The organism is Diplocloster modestus, from assembly GCF_019042245.1.
In the GTDB taxonomy this organism is placed as follows: domain Bacteria; phylum Bacillota; class Clostridia; order Lachnospirales; family Lachnospiraceae; genus Diplocloster; species Diplocloster modestus.
In genome coordinates, this window is record NZ_JAHQCX010000029.1 from 12,617 (window position 1) to 29,662 (window position 17,046).

At 45.2% G+C, this 17,046-nt stretch carries 12 protein-coding genes; 7 read left to right on the top strand and 5 right to left on the bottom strand.

Annotated elements, in window-relative coordinates; translation table 11 throughout:
* Positions 1-150 precede the first annotated feature (150 nt).
* The 7 genes from KTH90_RS24230 to KTH90_RS24260 all read left to right on the top strand — a co-directional run bounded on the left by KTH90_RS24230 (position 151) and on the right by KTH90_RS24260 (position 9,530).
* Positions 151-1,653 (top strand): sugar ABC transporter ATP-binding protein, encoded by a 1,503-nt coding sequence (locus KTH90_RS24230; RefSeq protein WP_158355604.1) that lies wholly within the window; start codon positions 151-153, stop codon positions 1,651-1,653.
* A gap of 35 nt (positions 1,654-1,688) precedes the next feature.
* Positions 1,689-2,657: an ABC transporter permease gene (locus tag KTH90_RS24235; protein WP_158355605.1), complete on the top strand. Its 969-nt coding sequence runs from the start codon at positions 1,689-1,691 to the stop codon at positions 2,655-2,657.
* Between the two features lie 21 nt (positions 2,658-2,678).
* On the top strand, positions 2,679-3,950 hold the full coding sequence (locus KTH90_RS24240; protein ID WP_238727579.1) for a sugar ABC transporter substrate-binding protein: 1,272 nt from the start codon (positions 2,679-2,681) through the stop codon (positions 3,948-3,950).
* A gap of 9 nt (positions 3,951-3,959) precedes the next feature.
* A complete protein-coding gene (locus KTH90_RS24245; protein ID WP_158355607.1) occupies positions 3,960-4,907 on the top strand; it encodes an ABC transporter permease in 948 nt (315 codons plus the stop codon).
* Positions 4,908-4,975: 68 nt separating this feature from the next.
* Entirely contained in the window at positions 4,976-7,405 is a 2,430-nt protein-coding gene (locus KTH90_RS24250) for a GH116 family glycosyl-hydrolase (RefSeq protein ID WP_238727580.1), read from the top strand.
* 106 nt (positions 7,406-7,511) lie between these two features.
* Positions 7,512-8,459 (top strand): ribokinase, encoded by a 948-nt coding sequence (gene rbsK, locus KTH90_RS24255; RefSeq protein ID WP_238727581.1) that lies wholly within the window; start codon positions 7,512-7,514, stop codon positions 8,457-8,459.
* Between the two features lie 18 nt (positions 8,460-8,477).
* Positions 8,478-9,530, top strand: coding sequence for a nucleoside hydrolase (locus tag KTH90_RS24260; protein ID WP_158355610.1), 1,053 nt, complete (start codon positions 8,478-8,480; stop codon positions 9,528-9,530).
* Positions 9,531-9,674: 144 nt separating this feature from the next.
* Here the strand turns inward: KTH90_RS24260 and KTH90_RS24265 are convergent, their stop codons facing one another.
* The 5 genes from KTH90_RS24265 to KTH90_RS24285 all read right to left on the bottom strand — a co-directional run bounded on the left by KTH90_RS24265 (position 9,675) and on the right by KTH90_RS24285 (position 16,973).
* On the bottom strand, positions 9,675-12,377 hold the full coding sequence (locus KTH90_RS24265; protein WP_238727582.1) for an alpha-mannosidase: 2,703 nt from the start codon (positions 12,375-12,377) through the stop codon (positions 9,675-9,677).
* A gap of 13 nt (positions 12,378-12,390) precedes the next feature.
* Positions 12,391-13,233, bottom strand: coding sequence for a carbohydrate ABC transporter permease (locus KTH90_RS24270; RefSeq protein ID WP_238727583.1), 843 nt, complete (start codon positions 13,231-13,233; stop codon positions 12,391-12,393).
* A complete protein-coding gene (locus KTH90_RS24275) occupies positions 13,230-14,135 on the bottom strand; it encodes a carbohydrate ABC transporter permease (protein ID WP_238727584.1) in 906 nt (301 codons plus the stop codon). The genes KTH90_RS24270 and KTH90_RS24275 overlap by 4 nt, the downstream gene beginning before the upstream one ends.
* Before the next feature lie 13 nt (positions 14,136-14,148).
* On the bottom strand, positions 14,149-15,528 hold the full coding sequence (locus KTH90_RS24280) for an extracellular solute-binding protein (RefSeq protein ID WP_238727585.1): 1,380 nt from the start codon (positions 15,526-15,528) through the stop codon (positions 14,149-14,151).
* Positions 15,529-15,950: 422 nt separating this feature from the next.
* Positions 15,951-16,973, bottom strand: coding sequence for a LacI family DNA-binding transcriptional regulator (locus KTH90_RS24285; protein ID WP_238727586.1), 1,023 nt, complete (start codon positions 16,971-16,973; stop codon positions 15,951-15,953).
* Positions 16,974-17,046 lie beyond the last annotated feature (73 nt).

Sequence of the window (17,046 nt, forward strand, 5' to 3'; positions counted from 1 at the left end):
ATAATTATAAAAGACAAGAATGAATTTGACAATATTATATGAGAAACACATAGATAATCCTAACAAATTGTCTCTTTTTTATAGTTTAATATTTTTTTAAATATAGCTATACTTTTAACAGTAGTTAACAATATTAGCTGGTGGTGAAAAATGATGAATAGCAGAACTGTTTTTGAGAGCAAAAACATAAATAAGACTTTTGGACCAACAAGAGCTTTAGAGGACGTATCTATAACATTGGGAAGGGGAGAAGTGTATGGTCTGATTGGTGAAAATGGATCCGGGAAAAGTACGTTAGCCACAATTATAGCAGGCCTTCAACCGCCGGATTATGGAGAAATGTTTTTAAATGGCGAACCATATGCGCCGAAATCGGTTCTAAGCGGAACTCAAAAAGGTGTCTGTATGATCATTCAGGAACAAGGTACCTTTGCAGAAGTTACGGTTGCCCAAAATCTATTCGTAGGAAAAGAATCGGAATTTTATAAATCCGGTATTCTGAGCATCAAAAAAATGAGCGAAGAAGCGAAGGGGTTACTGCATAAACATAATATCTTTCATATTGATCCGGATCAACCTACATTTTCCGTGTCCTATGAAGATAGAAAATTAATTGAAGTGGTAAGAGCGATGTATACGGAACCCTCCATCCTAATTATAGATGAGACAACAAGCGCGCTTTCTAAAAGGGGAAGGGACATACTGTATTCTATCATGAAGCATATGAAGGAAATTGGTAAAACAGTTGTCTTTATCTCACATGACATTGAAGAGTTGATGGAACATTGTGATGTACTGACGATACTTAAGGATGGAGTCTACGTAGACCGGTTAACGAAAGATAAATTTGATGTTGATCGAATTAAACAGCTGATGGTAGGCCGTGAAATGGTAGGGTCCTATTACCGATCTGATTATGGCGGTCAAGAGCCCAATAAAGAGATTGCACTTAAGGCCGAAGGGATTTGTGAAGGCTTTCTTGAAGATATTTCATTGACAGCATACAAGAACGAAATTTTAGGAGTTGGGGGCCTTAATGAAAGTGGTATGCATCAATTGGGGAAAATCCTTTTTGGGCTTACGAAACCGGAACGGGGACAAATGCTTTATGAAGGGCATATAAAGTACAAAACGGCGTCGCAGGCTATGAGCCATGGAATCGGTTATATGTCGAAGGACCGGGATAAAGAGGCGGTAATGACGGAAGGAAGCATCAAGGATAACATCTGCCTGCCATCGCTTAAAAAGCTGCGAAAAGGCGTTATTATCACAAACAAGAGTGAGAACGAGTTTAGTGAAAATTATGCTGATATTCTGGAGGTTAAAAGGAATAGCATCGACCAGCTGTGTATGCATCTGTCGGGCGGAAATAAACAAAAAGTGATTATTGCAAAGTGGATCGGGTTTGGATCAAAAATTTTGATCATGGATTGTCCGACAAGGGGGATTGACATAGGGGTTAAAGCTGAAATCTATAAATTAATGGTGAAAATACGAAATGAAGGCAATACAATCATTTTAATATCAGAAGAATTATCTGAACTGATTGGAATGAGTGACCGAATATTATTGATGAAGGAAGGTAAAATAAATGCCGAATTTACGAGACAAAAGGATATGAAAGATAATGATTTGATCGATTATATGATATAACTTCGTATATAAATTGTTCGCTCGGAGGTATAAGAATGCAAACACAAATTGCAAATGAGAAAAAAGAATTCAAGCTATCTTTCGTTACTAAGATCAGCAAACAGAATCTGGTACCGATTATCGGACTCGTTACAGTGATACTCTTTTTTGGTATTGCCAGTAGAGGCAGAATATTTACTGCTCAAAATTTCACTGCGTTTTTTAATGAAGTGTTTATGATTTTACTTACGTCGTGCGGGTTGATATTTATTATAGCACAAGGAGAGATGGACCTGTCTGTTGCAGGAGTTGCTGCGATATGCTGCGCAATAGGGGCTTACGCGGCATCTGTAAATGTCAACTTAGCTTTACCCGTTGCTATAATTGTAGGCTTAGGACTCGGAATGTTAAACGGATTTGTGGTGTCTAAGTTAAAAATCAGCTCTTTTTTTGTAACAATTGCGATATCGTTTATGCTTAGAGGAATTGTAGAACTGATATTGAGAGATGGCTCAAAATCAGTACCCTATGAATTATTGGAATATGATAAAGTATGGATCAAAATTATCGTAGCCTCGGTAGTTGCAATAATCTGCTTTATTCTGTTTACTTATACCGCTTACGGGAAATGGTGCAGAGCGGTTGGCTCGCGTGTCGAAGTTGTGAGGCAAACGGGGGTGAAGGTCAGATGGGTTAAGGTCAGCAGCTATATGCTAATGGGAGCGATCGCGGGGTTAATCGCGTTCTTTTTCCTGACCCGCTCGGGCACAGCAACGGCAGCAACGGGATCTACCCTTCAATTTAGCGCTATGCAGGCTTTGCTGTTTGGCGGAGCTGTTTTATCCGGCGGTTATTCTGTGAGATTCCGGGCTGTGATTATAGGCAGTATCATAATGGCTGTCATTTCTAATGGCTTAACTATATGTGGCGTGGAATCCACACTGCAGCAATTGGTAAAGGGGGTGCTGTTCATCATTGTTGTAGCGTTAACTTTTGACCGTAAAAGTATTGAAGTAATTAAATAACTTATGAAAAAGGAGAGAAGAATGAAAAAGAAGAGTTTGGCTTTCGTGCTATGTGTAGTGCTCATGATGTCATTGCCAGTGGGATGCGGGCAAAAAAAAGAAGCAGGAGTTCAGAAGGGGCCACAAAATGTGCAGAAAGAAAATGTACCTGGAAGTACTGGAGGTACTGAAACCGGTGGCGGAAACTCGGATGTTCCATACATAAAGCTGGGGATACCAATGGCTCGCTTTGAAAGCAGAAATATGGTTACGATGCTAACGAACGCCGAATATATTGTGGGAAATATGCCGAATGGAGGTGAAATGTATTACGAAACCGGTGGCGGCGCAGATGCGGATTCTATACTCACAGCCATTGAAAAGCTTATTGCTGCGGGATGTAATGGTATTTTGGTTAGTCCGGTTAATGATTCCATGCTGATTAAAACATCGCAGATTTGTGAGAAAGCGGGTGTATATTGGGGTGTCGTCTGGAGAGAAGTCATTGATCCTGAGGTATGCGAAGTGATTTATAAATCACCATATTTTATCGGTACGGTTACGCAGGACGATAAAAACGTATGCTATGAGGTCGCTCAAGAGATGGCTGATTATGGCATGAAAAAAATCGGTTTAATATCTTTAGACAAGAGCAACACGGCAACAATACGAAGAGAAGAGGGGCTTGATAGAGCAGTAGAAGAATTCGGGCTGGAGATCGTTGCGGAGGCGCGTGATCTTGCACAGGCTGCGGATGCGGCGCAAGCAGTGGAAAGTTTTATTACAGCCTATCCCGATCTGGACGGAATTTTGATTGCCGGATCTATGGGCTATAATCTGCTTAGCGGAATAACCTCCGCGTTAGATCAATATGATCCGGAAGGGCACATGAAATTAGGTGTCGTAGACTTCCTGGATGGCTTAGATACCGCAATGGCAAAAGACCGTGTTCTTGTGTCGAAAGGCGGGATATGGATATCATCCCTTAATACATTGACGACATTGATGGTAAATACGATTTCGGAAAATGGTTTAATGGGAGGCGAGCAGTTAGATATTAAGGTGCCCTTTATTACCATAAAGGATATGGATGATCTTAAGGATTATTATTACTATTTTGAAGGCGAACTGCCCTGGTATACATTTGAGGAGGAAGAACATTATCTCTCGGCTTATAATCCGGATGTATCGGCAGACGATATTGTGAACATGGCGGCAACTTTCAGCTTAGAAGAAGTTGCGAAAAGACATGCGGATCTTAAACCGCCGGTTCCCGGCCCCATAAAAGATTATGAAGGATATGTAGAACCATAGGTAAAGGACGTGAAAAATACGAAGAACTTATCAAAGAAAATATTAAAAACTGCAATAGTTCCGATTATCGTCTTTGTAATTTGCACATTGCTGATTCCGAATTTTAGATTGGCTACAGTACAGATCGTGCTGCTTCAATCTGTCATTCCAACGGTCATGTCATACGCAATGTGTTTCACAATAGCTGCAGGGCTTTTTGATATCAGCAGCGGTTCTATTATTGTATTGGCAGCGATGATAGGGGGAAAGCTGTGCGGCGCTTATGGAATGGCAGGATTGATTGTTGGCTGCGTTTTAATAGCTTTAATACTGGGAATTATAAATGGTGCGGTATATATAGCGCTTAAAATCCCTTCTCTGATCGTTTGTTTAGGACTATTGCTTGTTTATGAGGTGCTTGGCACGCAACTTGGTTACGGGGTTTTTGTTACCATCGATCCAGTCTACGGTATGATCGGTAAATTTCCCTATAGTATTTTTATCATGATTGGCGCTGCCGTACTGTTCTACTTCATGTATTATCATACTAAATTTTCCTGTCATCTGGGTGTAGTCGGAAGCGATGAGCTGTTAGCGAGAACAATGGGCGTAAAAACTTCAAAAATAAAATTTTTGGCTTTTGCAGTCTCCGGTTTATTCTTGGGAATTACTGCAGTTTTGCAAATAACATATGCGGATACTATCTCGACGGCACAGAGTATGACGAGTGTCACCATGATATTCAGGCCTATGATTTGTGTTTTTATTGCAAGTACTATGAAACCGTTCTGCAATATGGCGATTGGTGTTTTTGTCAGTCAGTTTACTTTATCCATGATTTTTAACGCCCTTATTGCGCTGGGACTTCCCAGCATTATGCAAAACGTTGTGCTTGGTGTCACATTACTGTCAGTTTGCGGTTTTGTGGTAGGCCGTCAGGGACCTAAAAAACGTTTGCGTAAAAAAACACTTGCATAGGAAGGTGATAATAAAAATGATAGGAGTTCTGTATCTAACTTTTAGTAGAAAGAAAAAGGATAATAAATATGGATAATATAAATTCAAACCGTATCTGGTATAAAGATGATGCTACGGTAGCAAAGTTTTTATTGGGCGGTATAGGTACCGGTAATTTCTCAATAGGCTCCAGAGGGCAGATGTGTGACTGGGAAATATTTAACAGACCTCAAAAAGGGGGGAAGCTTTCCTATACATTCTTTGCGATAAGAACACAAGAAGGCAATGATAACGCACAAGTCAAGATATTGGAATCCAAATTGCGCCCGCCTTTTGAAACTTCGAATGGGTATTGGCCATGGGACGGTTACGGGATACCACGTTTTGAAGAAGCGCGTATTTCCGGCGAAGTAAGCAAAGCCATGGTGGAATTGCGGGACCCGGATATGCCGGTTGACGTAGATCTGGTTGCGTTTACGCCTTTTATCCCATTGGATGCGGCAAATTCCGGAATACCGGCGGCTGTTATAAGATACAAGGTCAAAAATAAGAAAAACCGCAAAATCAATGTATCGATTGCGGGATCGATCATAAACGCGGTAGGATTTTCAGGATATGTCAAATACTTCCCTTTGCTCAGAACGGAAGGTAAGCCTATTAATGAATACCGTGAGATGGATGGGCTGCGCGGACTCTATTACACCAATCCGGATCTTCCCGAAGGCCATTTGACAGCAGGAAGCATGTCGATCGTAACGACAACAAAAGAAAATGTTACGGTGACGCCTTATTGGAGCAGCAGCGGCTGGTGGAATGGAGCCCATGAGTTCTGGCATGATTTTGAACAGGATGGCAAACTGGAAATAGAGCCGACTCTAAGCAAGCATAAAAGTGCGTTGCCGATGTTAGGAGAAATGTCGGTCGGTTCCATATGCTCAGATTTTGAGCTGGATGCATTAGAAGAGAAGGAAATAGAGTTTATTATATCCTGGTACTTCCCCGACCGGCCGGCGAAATGGGCCGGCGGTATGATGTTTGACCGCACAGGCAAAGATGATGGAAGGCGGGTGAAAAATTATTATACGAACCTGTTTAAGAGTGCATGGGATGTGGACGATTACCTTGTAAAAAACTTGGTGAAGCTGGAAAAACAATCCGATGATTTTAGGAGAGCACTGTATCAAACAACACTTCCGCCGGTTATGATCGATGCAATGGCAGCGAATATTACGGTATTGAGGAGTAATACGTGTTTCCGGTTGGAAAACGGCACATTTCTTGGTTGGGAAGGTTGCTTTGACGATGCCGGAAGCTGTGAAGGTAACTGCAGCCATGTATGGAATTACCAGCAGATACTTGCATTCTTGTTCCCGGAGCTGGAACAAACTATGAGAAGGATCAACTTCATCCAGGAAACGGACGAAGATGGTGAGATGTGTTATCGAGCGAATGTGGTATTCGGATTTGATCGTTTTAAATATATACCACCATGCGCAGATGGACAGATGGGAACGATCGTTCAGCTTTACCGGGACTGGAAGATTTCCGGTGATGATGAGTTCTTAAAAGAAATGTGGGAACCCGCGGTGCGCGCACTGGAGTATGCGTTCACAAAGTGGGATAAGGATGGAGATTTTGTTTTTGAGAGTGAACAGCATAATACCTATGATATTGAATTTTATGGGGTTTCCTCAATGACAAACTCAATTTTTTACGCAGCATTAAAAGCGGCAGAAGAAATAGCCAGATATCTAGGCGAGGATGGCAGGGCCGAAAAGTATAAGAAGGCACGGGAGCAGGGCTCCAGAAAAATGGACGAAATGCTCTTTAACGATGAATACTATATACAAAAACTCAATGATAGAGATACTTATAATTATCAATATCATGAAGGGTGTTTGTCAGATCAGGTATTTGGACAGGAATTGGCGCATATTGCGGGACTGGGATATATATTGCCGGAAGAACATGTAAAAAAGGCCATCCATTCCGTCTTTAAGTATAATTTTAAATCGGATATGACAAACCATGTAAATGTGCAGCGTGTATATGGATTGAATGATGAAGGGGGATTAATCACTTGTACATGGCCCCACGGCGAAAAGCCGATCGTACCTTTTGTATATAGCGATGAACTTTGGTCCGGCATTGAATACCAGGTTGCATCACATTTGGTATACGAAGGTTATTTCGATGAAGCCATGAAGGTTGTATCTGCTTCACGCAACAGGTATGACGGCGTCAAACGAAACCCGTGGGATGAAGTGGAACAGGGGCACCACTATGTACGCTCAATGGCATGCTGGGGACTGCTGATCGCTGCTTCCGGGTATCAATATGACATGACAAAAGGACAAATAGGATTTGAGCCCGTTGTGAGTAAGGATGATTTCACCTGCTTTTTCAGCAATGCAAAATGTTGGGGCCTTTATCATCAAAAAATGGATGATGCGAGTGGAGAACTCCAAAGATCTATAGAAATCCTTTATGGCGACGGGGAAGGAATCACCTTGATGTAATGTTAAACAGCGAATTGGTTCGTTTGTAGTAATATATATTGTGTGGGGATTGCCGGATCAGAAAACAGGTAATCCCCACGCTGCCATATGTTGCAGAGGAGAAAACATGTCGAAAAAAGTTATGGTTTGGGGAAGCTATGTAGCCGATTTAACGGGAAAAGCGCCACATTTACCAAGAGCAGGAGAGACAGTATTTGGAAATTGGTTTAAGACCGGCCCTGGAGGTAAAGGCAGCAACCAAGCGGTTGCTGCGCATCGCGCTGGGGCTGATGTAATGCTTGTTACTAAATTAGGCAAGGATACTTTTGGTGATCATGCGCTGGATTTTTACCACGAGAATAATATTTCGACGGATCTCATTTTGTTAGACGAAGACTATGATACTGGGATTGCATTGATTTGTGTGGATGAAAATACCGGGCAAAACCAAATACTTGTTGTCCCGGGGGCTTGTACAAATTTTACGGCTAAGGATATAGAGACACTAAGGCCGAAGATCGTGGCTTCTGATATTTTGCTGGTTCAACTCGAAATAAACCTGGATGCCTTGGAGCGTGTAGTTAAAATCGGGAAGCAGGCGGGAGGGATGATTGTGCTCAATCCTGCGCCCGCCAGGAAAATATCTGAGGAACTGCTATCTATGGTTGATATCATTACGCCTAACGAGGTGGAGGCGGAGGTATTGACAGGCGTAAGTGTTTTTGATGAAAAATCAGCTCAAAAAGCCGCTGAAATTTTTCACGCAAATCAGGTTAAAACTGTTGTAATCACTATGGGAAAATCCGGAGTTTTCGTGAGTGATGGTAAAAAGTCAAAAATGGTAGAGGCACGAATTGTCGAAGCAATGGACACGACGGGAGCGGGAGATGCCTTTAATGGCGGTTTTGTGACTGCGCTGGCGGAAGGAAAAGATGTTTTTGAGGCTGCTGATTTTGGAAATGCCCTGGCTTCATTGTCAGTGCAAAAGTTTGGAACGGCACCTTCTATGCCATTTAGGCAGGAGATCGATAACTTATTTGTTCCGGAGATGGGAAACAACGAACGAGAGGTATAAAAGGGGAGGATAAAGACAATGAAATTTCCTGTATTGAGTGAAGATGAAAGAAAAGAACGCTTGAGACCACGTAGTGGAAAACTGTCAATGGTTTTGGATACAGACACCTATAATGAAGTGGATGATCAATTCGCGCTGGCTTACGCCTTGCTTTCACCAAATCGCCTTGATGTGCAAGCTGTATATGCAGCGCCATACTCCTCCTCATTTTTTGCCAGAGCTCTGGGGGCGGACGAAGCGTCCATCCCTATGACGCATGATCTAACAGAAGGCATGGAACTAAGCTACCGGGAGATAATAAAAATATATGATTTGCTGGGGATGTCATCCAAAGGAAAGGTGTTCAAAGGATCGGATACCTATCTGACCGATCCTGAACGGCCTGTGCACAGCGATGCGGCGCATGATCTGGTCGAGAAGGCTATGGCAAGTGATGATCTGCTCTATGTGGTTTCGATTGGTGAAATTACCAATGTAGCTTCCGCATTGATGTTAGAACCGGAGATCGTAAAAAAAATCGTAGTTATATGGTTGGCGGGACAGCCTTTTTACTGGCCACAGACAATTGAGTTTAATTTAGGCCAGGATATGATTGCCTCGCAACTGATATTTGATAGCGGTGTCCCGCTGGTATTGCTTCCATGTATGGGCGTATGCTCTCATCTAACGACAACGAAGCCTGAGCTGGAAACGGAAATAAAAGGTAAAAGCAGAATCGGAACTTATCTTACTGATATCGTTGTAAATCAGTTAGGCCAAGAGGCATCTATCGCTATGCTTAATGGTTATCGATATTCGTATCTAAGGGGACAGGATGATTATGACAATAAATTGGTAAAAGATCTGATTACTACAGATATAGCGCCATCACGTATCATATGGGATATTTCAACCATCGGATATATGGTAAATCCGATCTGGTGTCCCTCCACTCTGGTGCCTGCGCCGCACCTCCTGCCGGAAATCAAGTGGAAAAGTGACCCGTCCCGGCATCTGATGCGTATCTGTAATTTTATTTATCGAGATGCAGTATTTGGTGATATGTTTGCCAAGTTAAAAGGCGCAGTCTGAGGTAATCGATAAGTGAACAGGACGTGTTGAGGAATGTGAGGCTGTAAAAATTCCCTCTGTTAGGGACTTATTTTACAGCCTCTCAGGGACTATCTGGTCCCGGCAGTCTTATTAAGTAGATATCCATTCAGAAGTTTGCTGCTCTTATTGTCCGATCCCGATCTTCAAGGACACGATCTCCCAGCCCTTAGCGGACACTTTAACCCGGTTGTCACGAACATCCAATTCCGATATGGAATCCTCTTTCAGATCGCATAACTGCACCCGGGTTACCGGAAATCCAAACTGGATCGTCCCGGTATCCATATGATCACTACAGTTGTAGAATCTTACGATCAGATCATCATCGGTTAACTCAGCAAGTTTAACAGCCGACAGGATGAAACGTTCCTGATCAATCCGGATCAGAGAACACTCTTCCCGCGCAGGCCTGCAATGATCCGGCAGTTGGTGGGCTTTAAGCGGATTCGAGTATTCCTGCGCCATCCTGGGCACATGATTCTTAAGAGCTGTACCGGCGTGGGAGGTGAAGGCGAATTCAAATTCATGTATACCGCGGCACTGAGCCATCGGAGTTTCCAGATTCCAGCCGGCATCCCCTGTCCGGGTCGGCATCTTCGCCTTCGAGAGATATTCCACACACCGTACTAAAGTCAGTGCCAGTGCGCTGCCGCTGTCAGTCTGTACTAATTCATATTCCGGCAATCCTTTGTTGAAGATGGATATTCCGGTATGCCCGTCGTCGATACTGACGAATTCTTTTTGACAATCTGTATAGAAAATCTCGGTACCATGCATATCCGAAAGCCTTCGGATCATATGCCGATCGACGCTGAATGCGTTTTGAGCCCAGGAGTGGTCCGTGTAAAATGCAGCGGGAAACAAGACACGCAGGCGGTGGTCTTCGGCCTGATTATCAAAGGTAACTGTAAAGTCAATTCGTTTGGCGAATGACTGCAGCACGACTTTCATGGTAAATGCACAGGCGATTGTTTCCTGCCTCCTGCTTTTCTCATCGGCCGTCAGACCTTTTGGAAGATTCATGGATCCGGATATGGTCAGGCTCCTGCCGATATCTGTGGGTCCGTCCGCACATATTTTCAGGGAGGAAGGGTCGATTCGTATATCGCGGTCATTCTCAATATAAGAATAAGTATACTCATCCCCCGCATCCGCGCTGTCGATCAGACGCGCGCAGTCCTCATAGTTTTGGTGAAGCACCTTGTCGTAAATATTCAGTTTTCCATCCAGGAATTCCACCCGGTAATACTCATCTTCGATGAAACAGCCCATATCATCGGAAGCTGCTTCCGGCTCTGTCTGTACTGTCTGAGTGCCGTATCGGGGAATAACACGGTAGGATTTGAATCCAAAGGCCGGAACCTGATCCGCCGTAAAGGTGATCTCATAACAGTGGCATTTGTATTCTTTGGGCTGCTCTTGTGTACTAAGCCAGAGACCCTGCCCTATGTAGGCGCGGTTCACGACAGCCTCACAGCGGTTCCCACGGGAATCTTCCAGGGTGACCGAGGAAGGAAAGTCAGCGTTTTCTTTTGCGTAGGGGTAATACTCCCGCTGATTCATATGCTGATAATTCAAATGATTATGAAGCTGCGGATAGAACTCCACGGTACAGGTCATAATGGCACTTCTGTTGTAGGCCAACGGGTTAAATACGGTAATCCAGACATCATCGTCGTTCACATCTGTTATTCGGGCGCCTGTGACTGCCTGAAGTGCTCTGCTGCACAGTTCTCTTCCGATCTGCCGAGCTTTTAGAAACCGTACTTCCATCTCCTGGTGCACTTCATCAATACTGCATCCGCAGATGCTGTCATGGGGATGATTCTGCAGGATATACCTCCAGCCCTGCCGGATCAGGTCCCTGGGATAATTCCGGAGGCCGAGCAGCCGTGCTGCCGCCGTAAACGGTTCCACCCATCTTTCATAGAGGCGTGTTACCTCTTCGTTGTGCTGTTTCAGATAGATTCTGGTGGACAGTGTCCCGCCTAATAACAGTGTCCTGTCGCTTGAGCGCATTTCGCCTTTATAGTGCTGCAGTTTTTCCAGATCCAGCTGTTCCCGGAGCTGCCGGACAAAATCGGGGAGGGTGGAGTGGATGATCTCGTAATCCTCCGTCTCATCCTTCAGAGAGGCGAGCATATCGGTAATGCATTCCTGAGCCTCCAGATGATCCCTTCCGTTCATAATGGGTATCACGTCGCTCCATGATTTGTTCTCGTAGGCATCGGCCACCGCCTGGATCCGCTGAAGGAATGCCTCTTTCTCGTTGGGAAGATGGGGACAGTTGCCGTAACCGTAAGGCAGATTTATCGCCAGCAGGCTTTCGCCGTCAGGTGCCTCCCACAGGAATTCATTTTTTTTGATGGAATCCGGCATCCCTCTCCAGAATACGATCTCGTTTAGTCCCAGTTTTTTCAGGATCTGGGGCATTTGGGATGGATGGCCGAAAGCATCCGGAAGGTAACCGGTGTTCATGCAGCCGCCCATTTCCCGGCAGATGGAGGCTCCCATCAGGAAATTCCGGATATGGGACTCGCCGGAGATCAGAACCTCATCCGGGAGTATGTACCATGGGCCGATTAGAATCCGCTGTTCCCGTATATATTTTTTCAAAAGCTCTTTTTTATAAGGCTTGATCTCCAGGTAGTCCAATATCAGTGCGGTGTGCCCGTCCAGCATGAAGGCACGGTACGTCTGATCACGGTCCAGATAGTTCAGAAGCCGGTCTATCATATCCACCAACCGGATCCGGAAGTCCTCGAAAGAAAGGTACCACTCCCGATCCCAGTGGGTGTGTGAAATCACATGCAATATTTTTTTCATTTTATACAGTCTGTTATCCTTTCACTGCTCCCGCAGTCATAGCGGAAACGATATATTTTTGCAGTATGAGGAAGATCAAAGTGGTGGGCAGGATCCCCAATATACAGGCCGCGGCCAGATAATGTGTGGTGATCGCCTCCGAAGAACTCTGCAGGTTAATCAGGCCCACGGATACCGGGAACTTTACGGCATCGTTTAACAGGATAAACGGCACGACGAACTGCCCCCACAGGGAAACCATGATCATCAAAGAGACGGAGATGATTCCGGATATGGAGGTGGGAATGTGTATCTTCGTCAGGATCTGCCAGTGGCTGCAGCCATCGATGATGGCTGCCTCATCGATTTCTTTTGGTATGGTATCCAGATAACTTTTGATGTTGAGCACCGCCATGGGAATGCTGATGGCGATGTATATCAGGATCAGGACGGCGTGATTGTTGACCAGGTTTATCCTGCTTAGATAATTGTAAAGCGGGATGGCGATGACGATAGGTGAAATCATCTGGAAGATCAGGATAAAGAACTGGAGCTGGCGGCTCAACCGGAACCGGAATCTGGAGAACAGATAGGACGCGGGTAAGGCAAGCACCAGGGTTCCCAGTATGGTGAGAACTACGATATAAAAGGAGTTCCAGATGTTTTTGACAATATAGGTATTTTGAATCACATATCTGTAATTGTCCAGCTGCAGGGACTGTGGTAAAAACTTCGGCGGTACGGAAAATAATTCCGGGACCGTCTTAAATGAGTAGGAGAGTACCCACAGCACGGGATATAGAAAGAAAATGCTGATGACGATGTATACCAGATAAAGGCCTATTTTTGTGCCTGTCCTGCTTTTCTTTTTTGTCACTGTACTTCCCCCCTTTGCTGGATTTTAAAATAGACAAATGCCATAATCATGTTCAGCACAATCAGTATGACGGCAATGGCGCTTCCCTTACCCATGTTCAGCTGTCCGAAGATCTGGTTGTAAACGCTGAGCGCCAGTACCTCGGTACTTCTGCCGGGGCCGCCTCCTGTAAGGGACATCACCATATCGAACGTGTTGAAGGTCCCGATCAGGTTCAGGATGATATTAACTGCCAGTACATTTCTCATGGATGGCAGAGTAATGTGAATCAGACGCTTCCAGGCACTGGCCCCGTCTACCATGGCTGCCTCCAGAATATCGGCGGAGACTGTTTTGATGCCGCAGTACAGAAGGATCATACTCTGGGCGGTGCCTCTCCAGACATTGGCGACCGTCGCCGATACCAGTGCCACGTTTGGGCTGGTCAGAAAGGGTACCGGGCCAAAACCCAGCTTCTGTATCATATAATTCAGCAGGCCGGAATTGGACTCATCGAACATCATTTTCCAGATGATACCGATGACGACGCCGGGAATGACCATGGAGATCAGGGATATGGTGCGGACGCAGACAGTGCCGCGAAGTCCAAGTTTTTCCCCTTTATCAACAGATACTGCGATGGCCAGACCCAGCAGGGTCTGAAAGACCACGCTGAAGAACACGAAGACCAATGTGGTGCGAAGCATATAGTAAAAGTTGCGGTCGGTCAAAATGCTTTTGTAGGAAGCTATGGTATAGTTGTAATCCAGGCTTCCGATTTTCGTATTCGTAAAGCTCAATCTGACCACATCAAGCAGCGGATAGATGAAGATCAGGAGCAATACGACAGCCAGAGGCACAAGCCACAGGAGCGGCGGTTTACCCGCCCCTGCTGCTTTTGATTTTGAGTGTTTTCTGTTCATGGACAATATCCCTCTATTCCTTCAATGCATTTTCAAATGCGTTGTCAACAGCTTCCTCCGGGGAAGAGGTACCGGTCAGGACATCACTGAGCATGATCTGAAGGGATTCTGAGATTTTGGTATAGGAATCAACAGACGGCCGTACTTCGGCGTATTTTAATTCCTCCCGGCAGGCCTGCATCACTTCGTCTGTGTTGAAATAGTCATCGGTATCGTACACGGATTCTCTGGTCGGAAGGTAACCGCCGGCTTTGCACCAGCCTGCCATCCCCTCATCATCCACATACATGCTGATCAGGAAATCCGCACACAGTTTTCTTTTTTCCTCGTCCTTGGTAAATACAGCGGAAACCCATCCGCCAGATGCGGTGACATGACTGCCCTCATCTTTCATGGGAATCTGGGCAACTCCCCACATTTTGTTGTACTCATCCTCACCAATCACGGAGCTGAGCTGTCCAGCCATGTAGTTTCCGGCCACAAACATGCCGACCTGTCCGGCCGCGACATCGGGGATGTAGTCAGGATCGGTGCCGAAGCCCACCACTCTGGACGGCGTGATCCCATCGTCGATACATTTTTTTTGGAAAGTCAGCTGGTCGATCAGATATTGCCGGTTGTCACCCTCGCCGAAGGCAGGCAGGCCCTGGTCATTCACAAGGGTTCCGCCCTGTCCCCAGAAGTACGGCAGTACAGAGCTCATGACGGTTGCTTCGTCTCTGGCCGCGGTATAGATAAAGGCGTCCATTCCCTTGGCCTTCAGATCATTGCCGATCTTTTCCACTTCTGCCCAGGTCTTCGGGGCTTCCGGGATCAGATCTTTTCTGTAGAACAGAACCCGCACATCCGTTGTGTACCAGAGCCCCAACGTCTCGTCCTGGGGCTTCATGACACCCTTGGCAAAGTCATAGAAATCATCAATCTGAATGCCCTTTTCCTGCATGACGTCATCGATCGGCTGTACATAGTCATAAAACTGAGGGAAAATAAAGGAATCGATGGCGCCCATATCAGGGGCCTGTCCGGAAGATGCCTGTACCAGTGTTTTCGCCATAGACTCTGTGATCGCCGTGGTCGTATCCATAATCTTGATCTTGACATCCGGGTGTGCCTGCGCCCATTCGGTTGCCTTTGCAGTCAGATATTCCAGTTTCTTCGGGTTGGAATCGGAGAGGGAGTGCGGCGGATTCGGCTGCCACACCAACTCGATGGAGGCGTTTTCATTTCCGATCATCTGAGGAGACACGGTTATCTTTGCGCCGCTTTCTTCTTTTTTCTGCTGGGGCTGTGACGAAGGACTGTTCTCACCGGCCTGTTTGCCGGAACATCCGCCTGTTACCATAATTATCATAATCAGAAGAAAAGAACACAGCATGTTAAGTTTCTTTTTCATAATTTACTCCATTTCCCCGCTAAAGCGGATAGGTTTGTATAATAATCTCAATTTGATTCGTTACTTATGCAGTGATAAGTTGATTATGTAGTGATAAGTAGTTGATTATGCAGTGAAAAGTTGATTATGCAGTGAAACATTGTGTGGCTGAAGAGTTGTGATTATCCGAGCTTTGTGTTAAAATACGGACAGGTAGAATATGAGCATTCACTTCGATCTGACTTTCTGATCCTTTGCTGAATTGGTGGGAAAGTGATTCGCGGGAATGATCTTCTACAAATTGCATCAGGGATTGTAGTTACATGAGAAGTATAGGTTTTACAGCCAGTGGAGTGGTTTGTAAAATTTATACTTTTCTGCTTTCTGCCTTACATTCTTTCTATAGGCCGATTCCAAATACTACATATTAAGAAACTTTCCTGTTATGATTCACCACAAGACTGTCTGATCATCAATTTTGGCTGCAGAATAATCTTTGTGTTGCTTTTACTCATTTTGTCGCGGATTTTATTCAGCAACAACTCGGCTGCACGCTCGCCAAGCTCGTATTTCGGCTGTCCGACCGTAGTCAGCGGAACCGTTAGATAGGGGCAAAAGTCATCGTTGTTGTAACCGATGAGGGCGATATCTTTTCCGATCCGGTAACCATGCTCGATCAATGCCCGGGATGCGCCCAGGGCCACGCTGTCCGACATTGCCATAACCGCGGTCACTTTTTTGCTTTCCAGTGTATCCATGGCTTCCAACATCGCCTCATAGGAAAATTCCTTGGAATTCCTGGCTTTGCTCTTACCTGTAATTGTGAAATAGTGCATCTGTTCTTTTTCAAAGACCTGTACCGCGCCTCTTAGGCGGTCCGTCACAGACATAGTTTCCCCATCAGGCCCCATGCAGACGGCTACATTCTGATGTCCCAGTTTTTTCAAATAGTCCGCCGCCAGTTTTCCACCCAGCAGATTATCCGTGCCGACATAGTCATGTTCATAATCGGTAGAACAGCGATCAATAAAGACAACAGGGATTCTGCTTTTTTCCAGTATCTCGATGGCCTCTGCGCTCATGTGATTGGTAGGAGTCATGATCAATCCGTCTACCTGTCTGGCCTGGAAGGACTCAATCAGTTCCGTTTCTTTTTCCACACTACCGTCTGAGCAGCCCAGAATCAGATTATAGTTTTGACCGGACGTGTATTCCTCGATCCCCCGGAAAATCTCAGAATAAAAATGACCCGCAAACAGATTGGAAAAGATTACTCCGATCACAAAAGATTGTTTTACCCGCAGGGACTGCGCCAGACGGTTGGGTTGATAGTTGAGTGATTTTGCCGCTTCCAGAACTCTTTTTCGGGTTTCCTCGTCGATTCGTCCTTCATTGTTCATTGCACGGCAGGCGGTAGTCCGGGATACCTTGGCAAGTTCGGCCACATCCAGCAGAGTGGGTTTCATAAATTCCTCCTTTCCGCGGAATCGATTCCGCAAGTTGCACAACATAACTGCTTATACAGGTGTCAAACGCCCC

What these genes read in the sequence shown, in the direction of transcription:
- KTH90_RS24230 (WP_158355604.1), top strand. Translation starts at nt 151, where the DNA reads ATGATGAATAGCAGAACTGTTTTTGAGAGCAAAAACATAAATAAGACT.
- KTH90_RS24235 (WP_158355605.1), top strand. Translation starts at nt 1,689, where the DNA reads ATGCAAACACAAATTGCAAATGAGAAAAAAGAATTCAAGCTATCTTTC.
- KTH90_RS24240 (WP_238727579.1), top strand. Translation starts at nt 2,679, where the DNA reads ATGAAAAAGAAGAGTTTGGCTTTCGTGCTATGTGTAGTGCTCATGATG.
- KTH90_RS24250 (WP_238727580.1), top strand. Translation starts at nt 4,976, where the DNA reads ATGGATAATATAAATTCAAACCGTATCTGGTATAAAGATGATGCTACG.
- rbsK (WP_238727581.1), top strand. Translation starts at nt 7,512, where the DNA reads ATGTCGAAAAAAGTTATGGTTTGGGGAAGCTATGTAGCCGATTTAACG.
- KTH90_RS24260 (WP_158355610.1), top strand. Translation starts at nt 8,478, where the DNA reads ATGAAATTTCCTGTATTGAGTGAAGATGAAAGAAAAGAACGCTTGAGA.
- KTH90_RS24265 (WP_238727582.1), bottom strand. Translation starts at nt 12,377, where the DNA reads ATGAAAAAAATATTGCATGTGATTTCACACACCCACTGGGATCGGGAG.
- KTH90_RS24275 (WP_238727584.1), bottom strand. Translation starts at nt 14,135, where the DNA reads ATGAACAGAAAACACTCAAAATCAAAAGCAGCAGGGGCGGGTAAACCG.
- KTH90_RS24280 (WP_238727585.1), bottom strand. Translation starts at nt 15,528, where the DNA reads ATGAAAAAGAAACTTAACATGCTGTGTTCTTTTCTTCTGATTATGATA.
- KTH90_RS24285 (WP_238727586.1), bottom strand. Translation starts at nt 16,973, where the DNA reads ATGAAACCCACTCTGCTGGATGTGGCCGAACTTGCCAAGGTATCCCGG.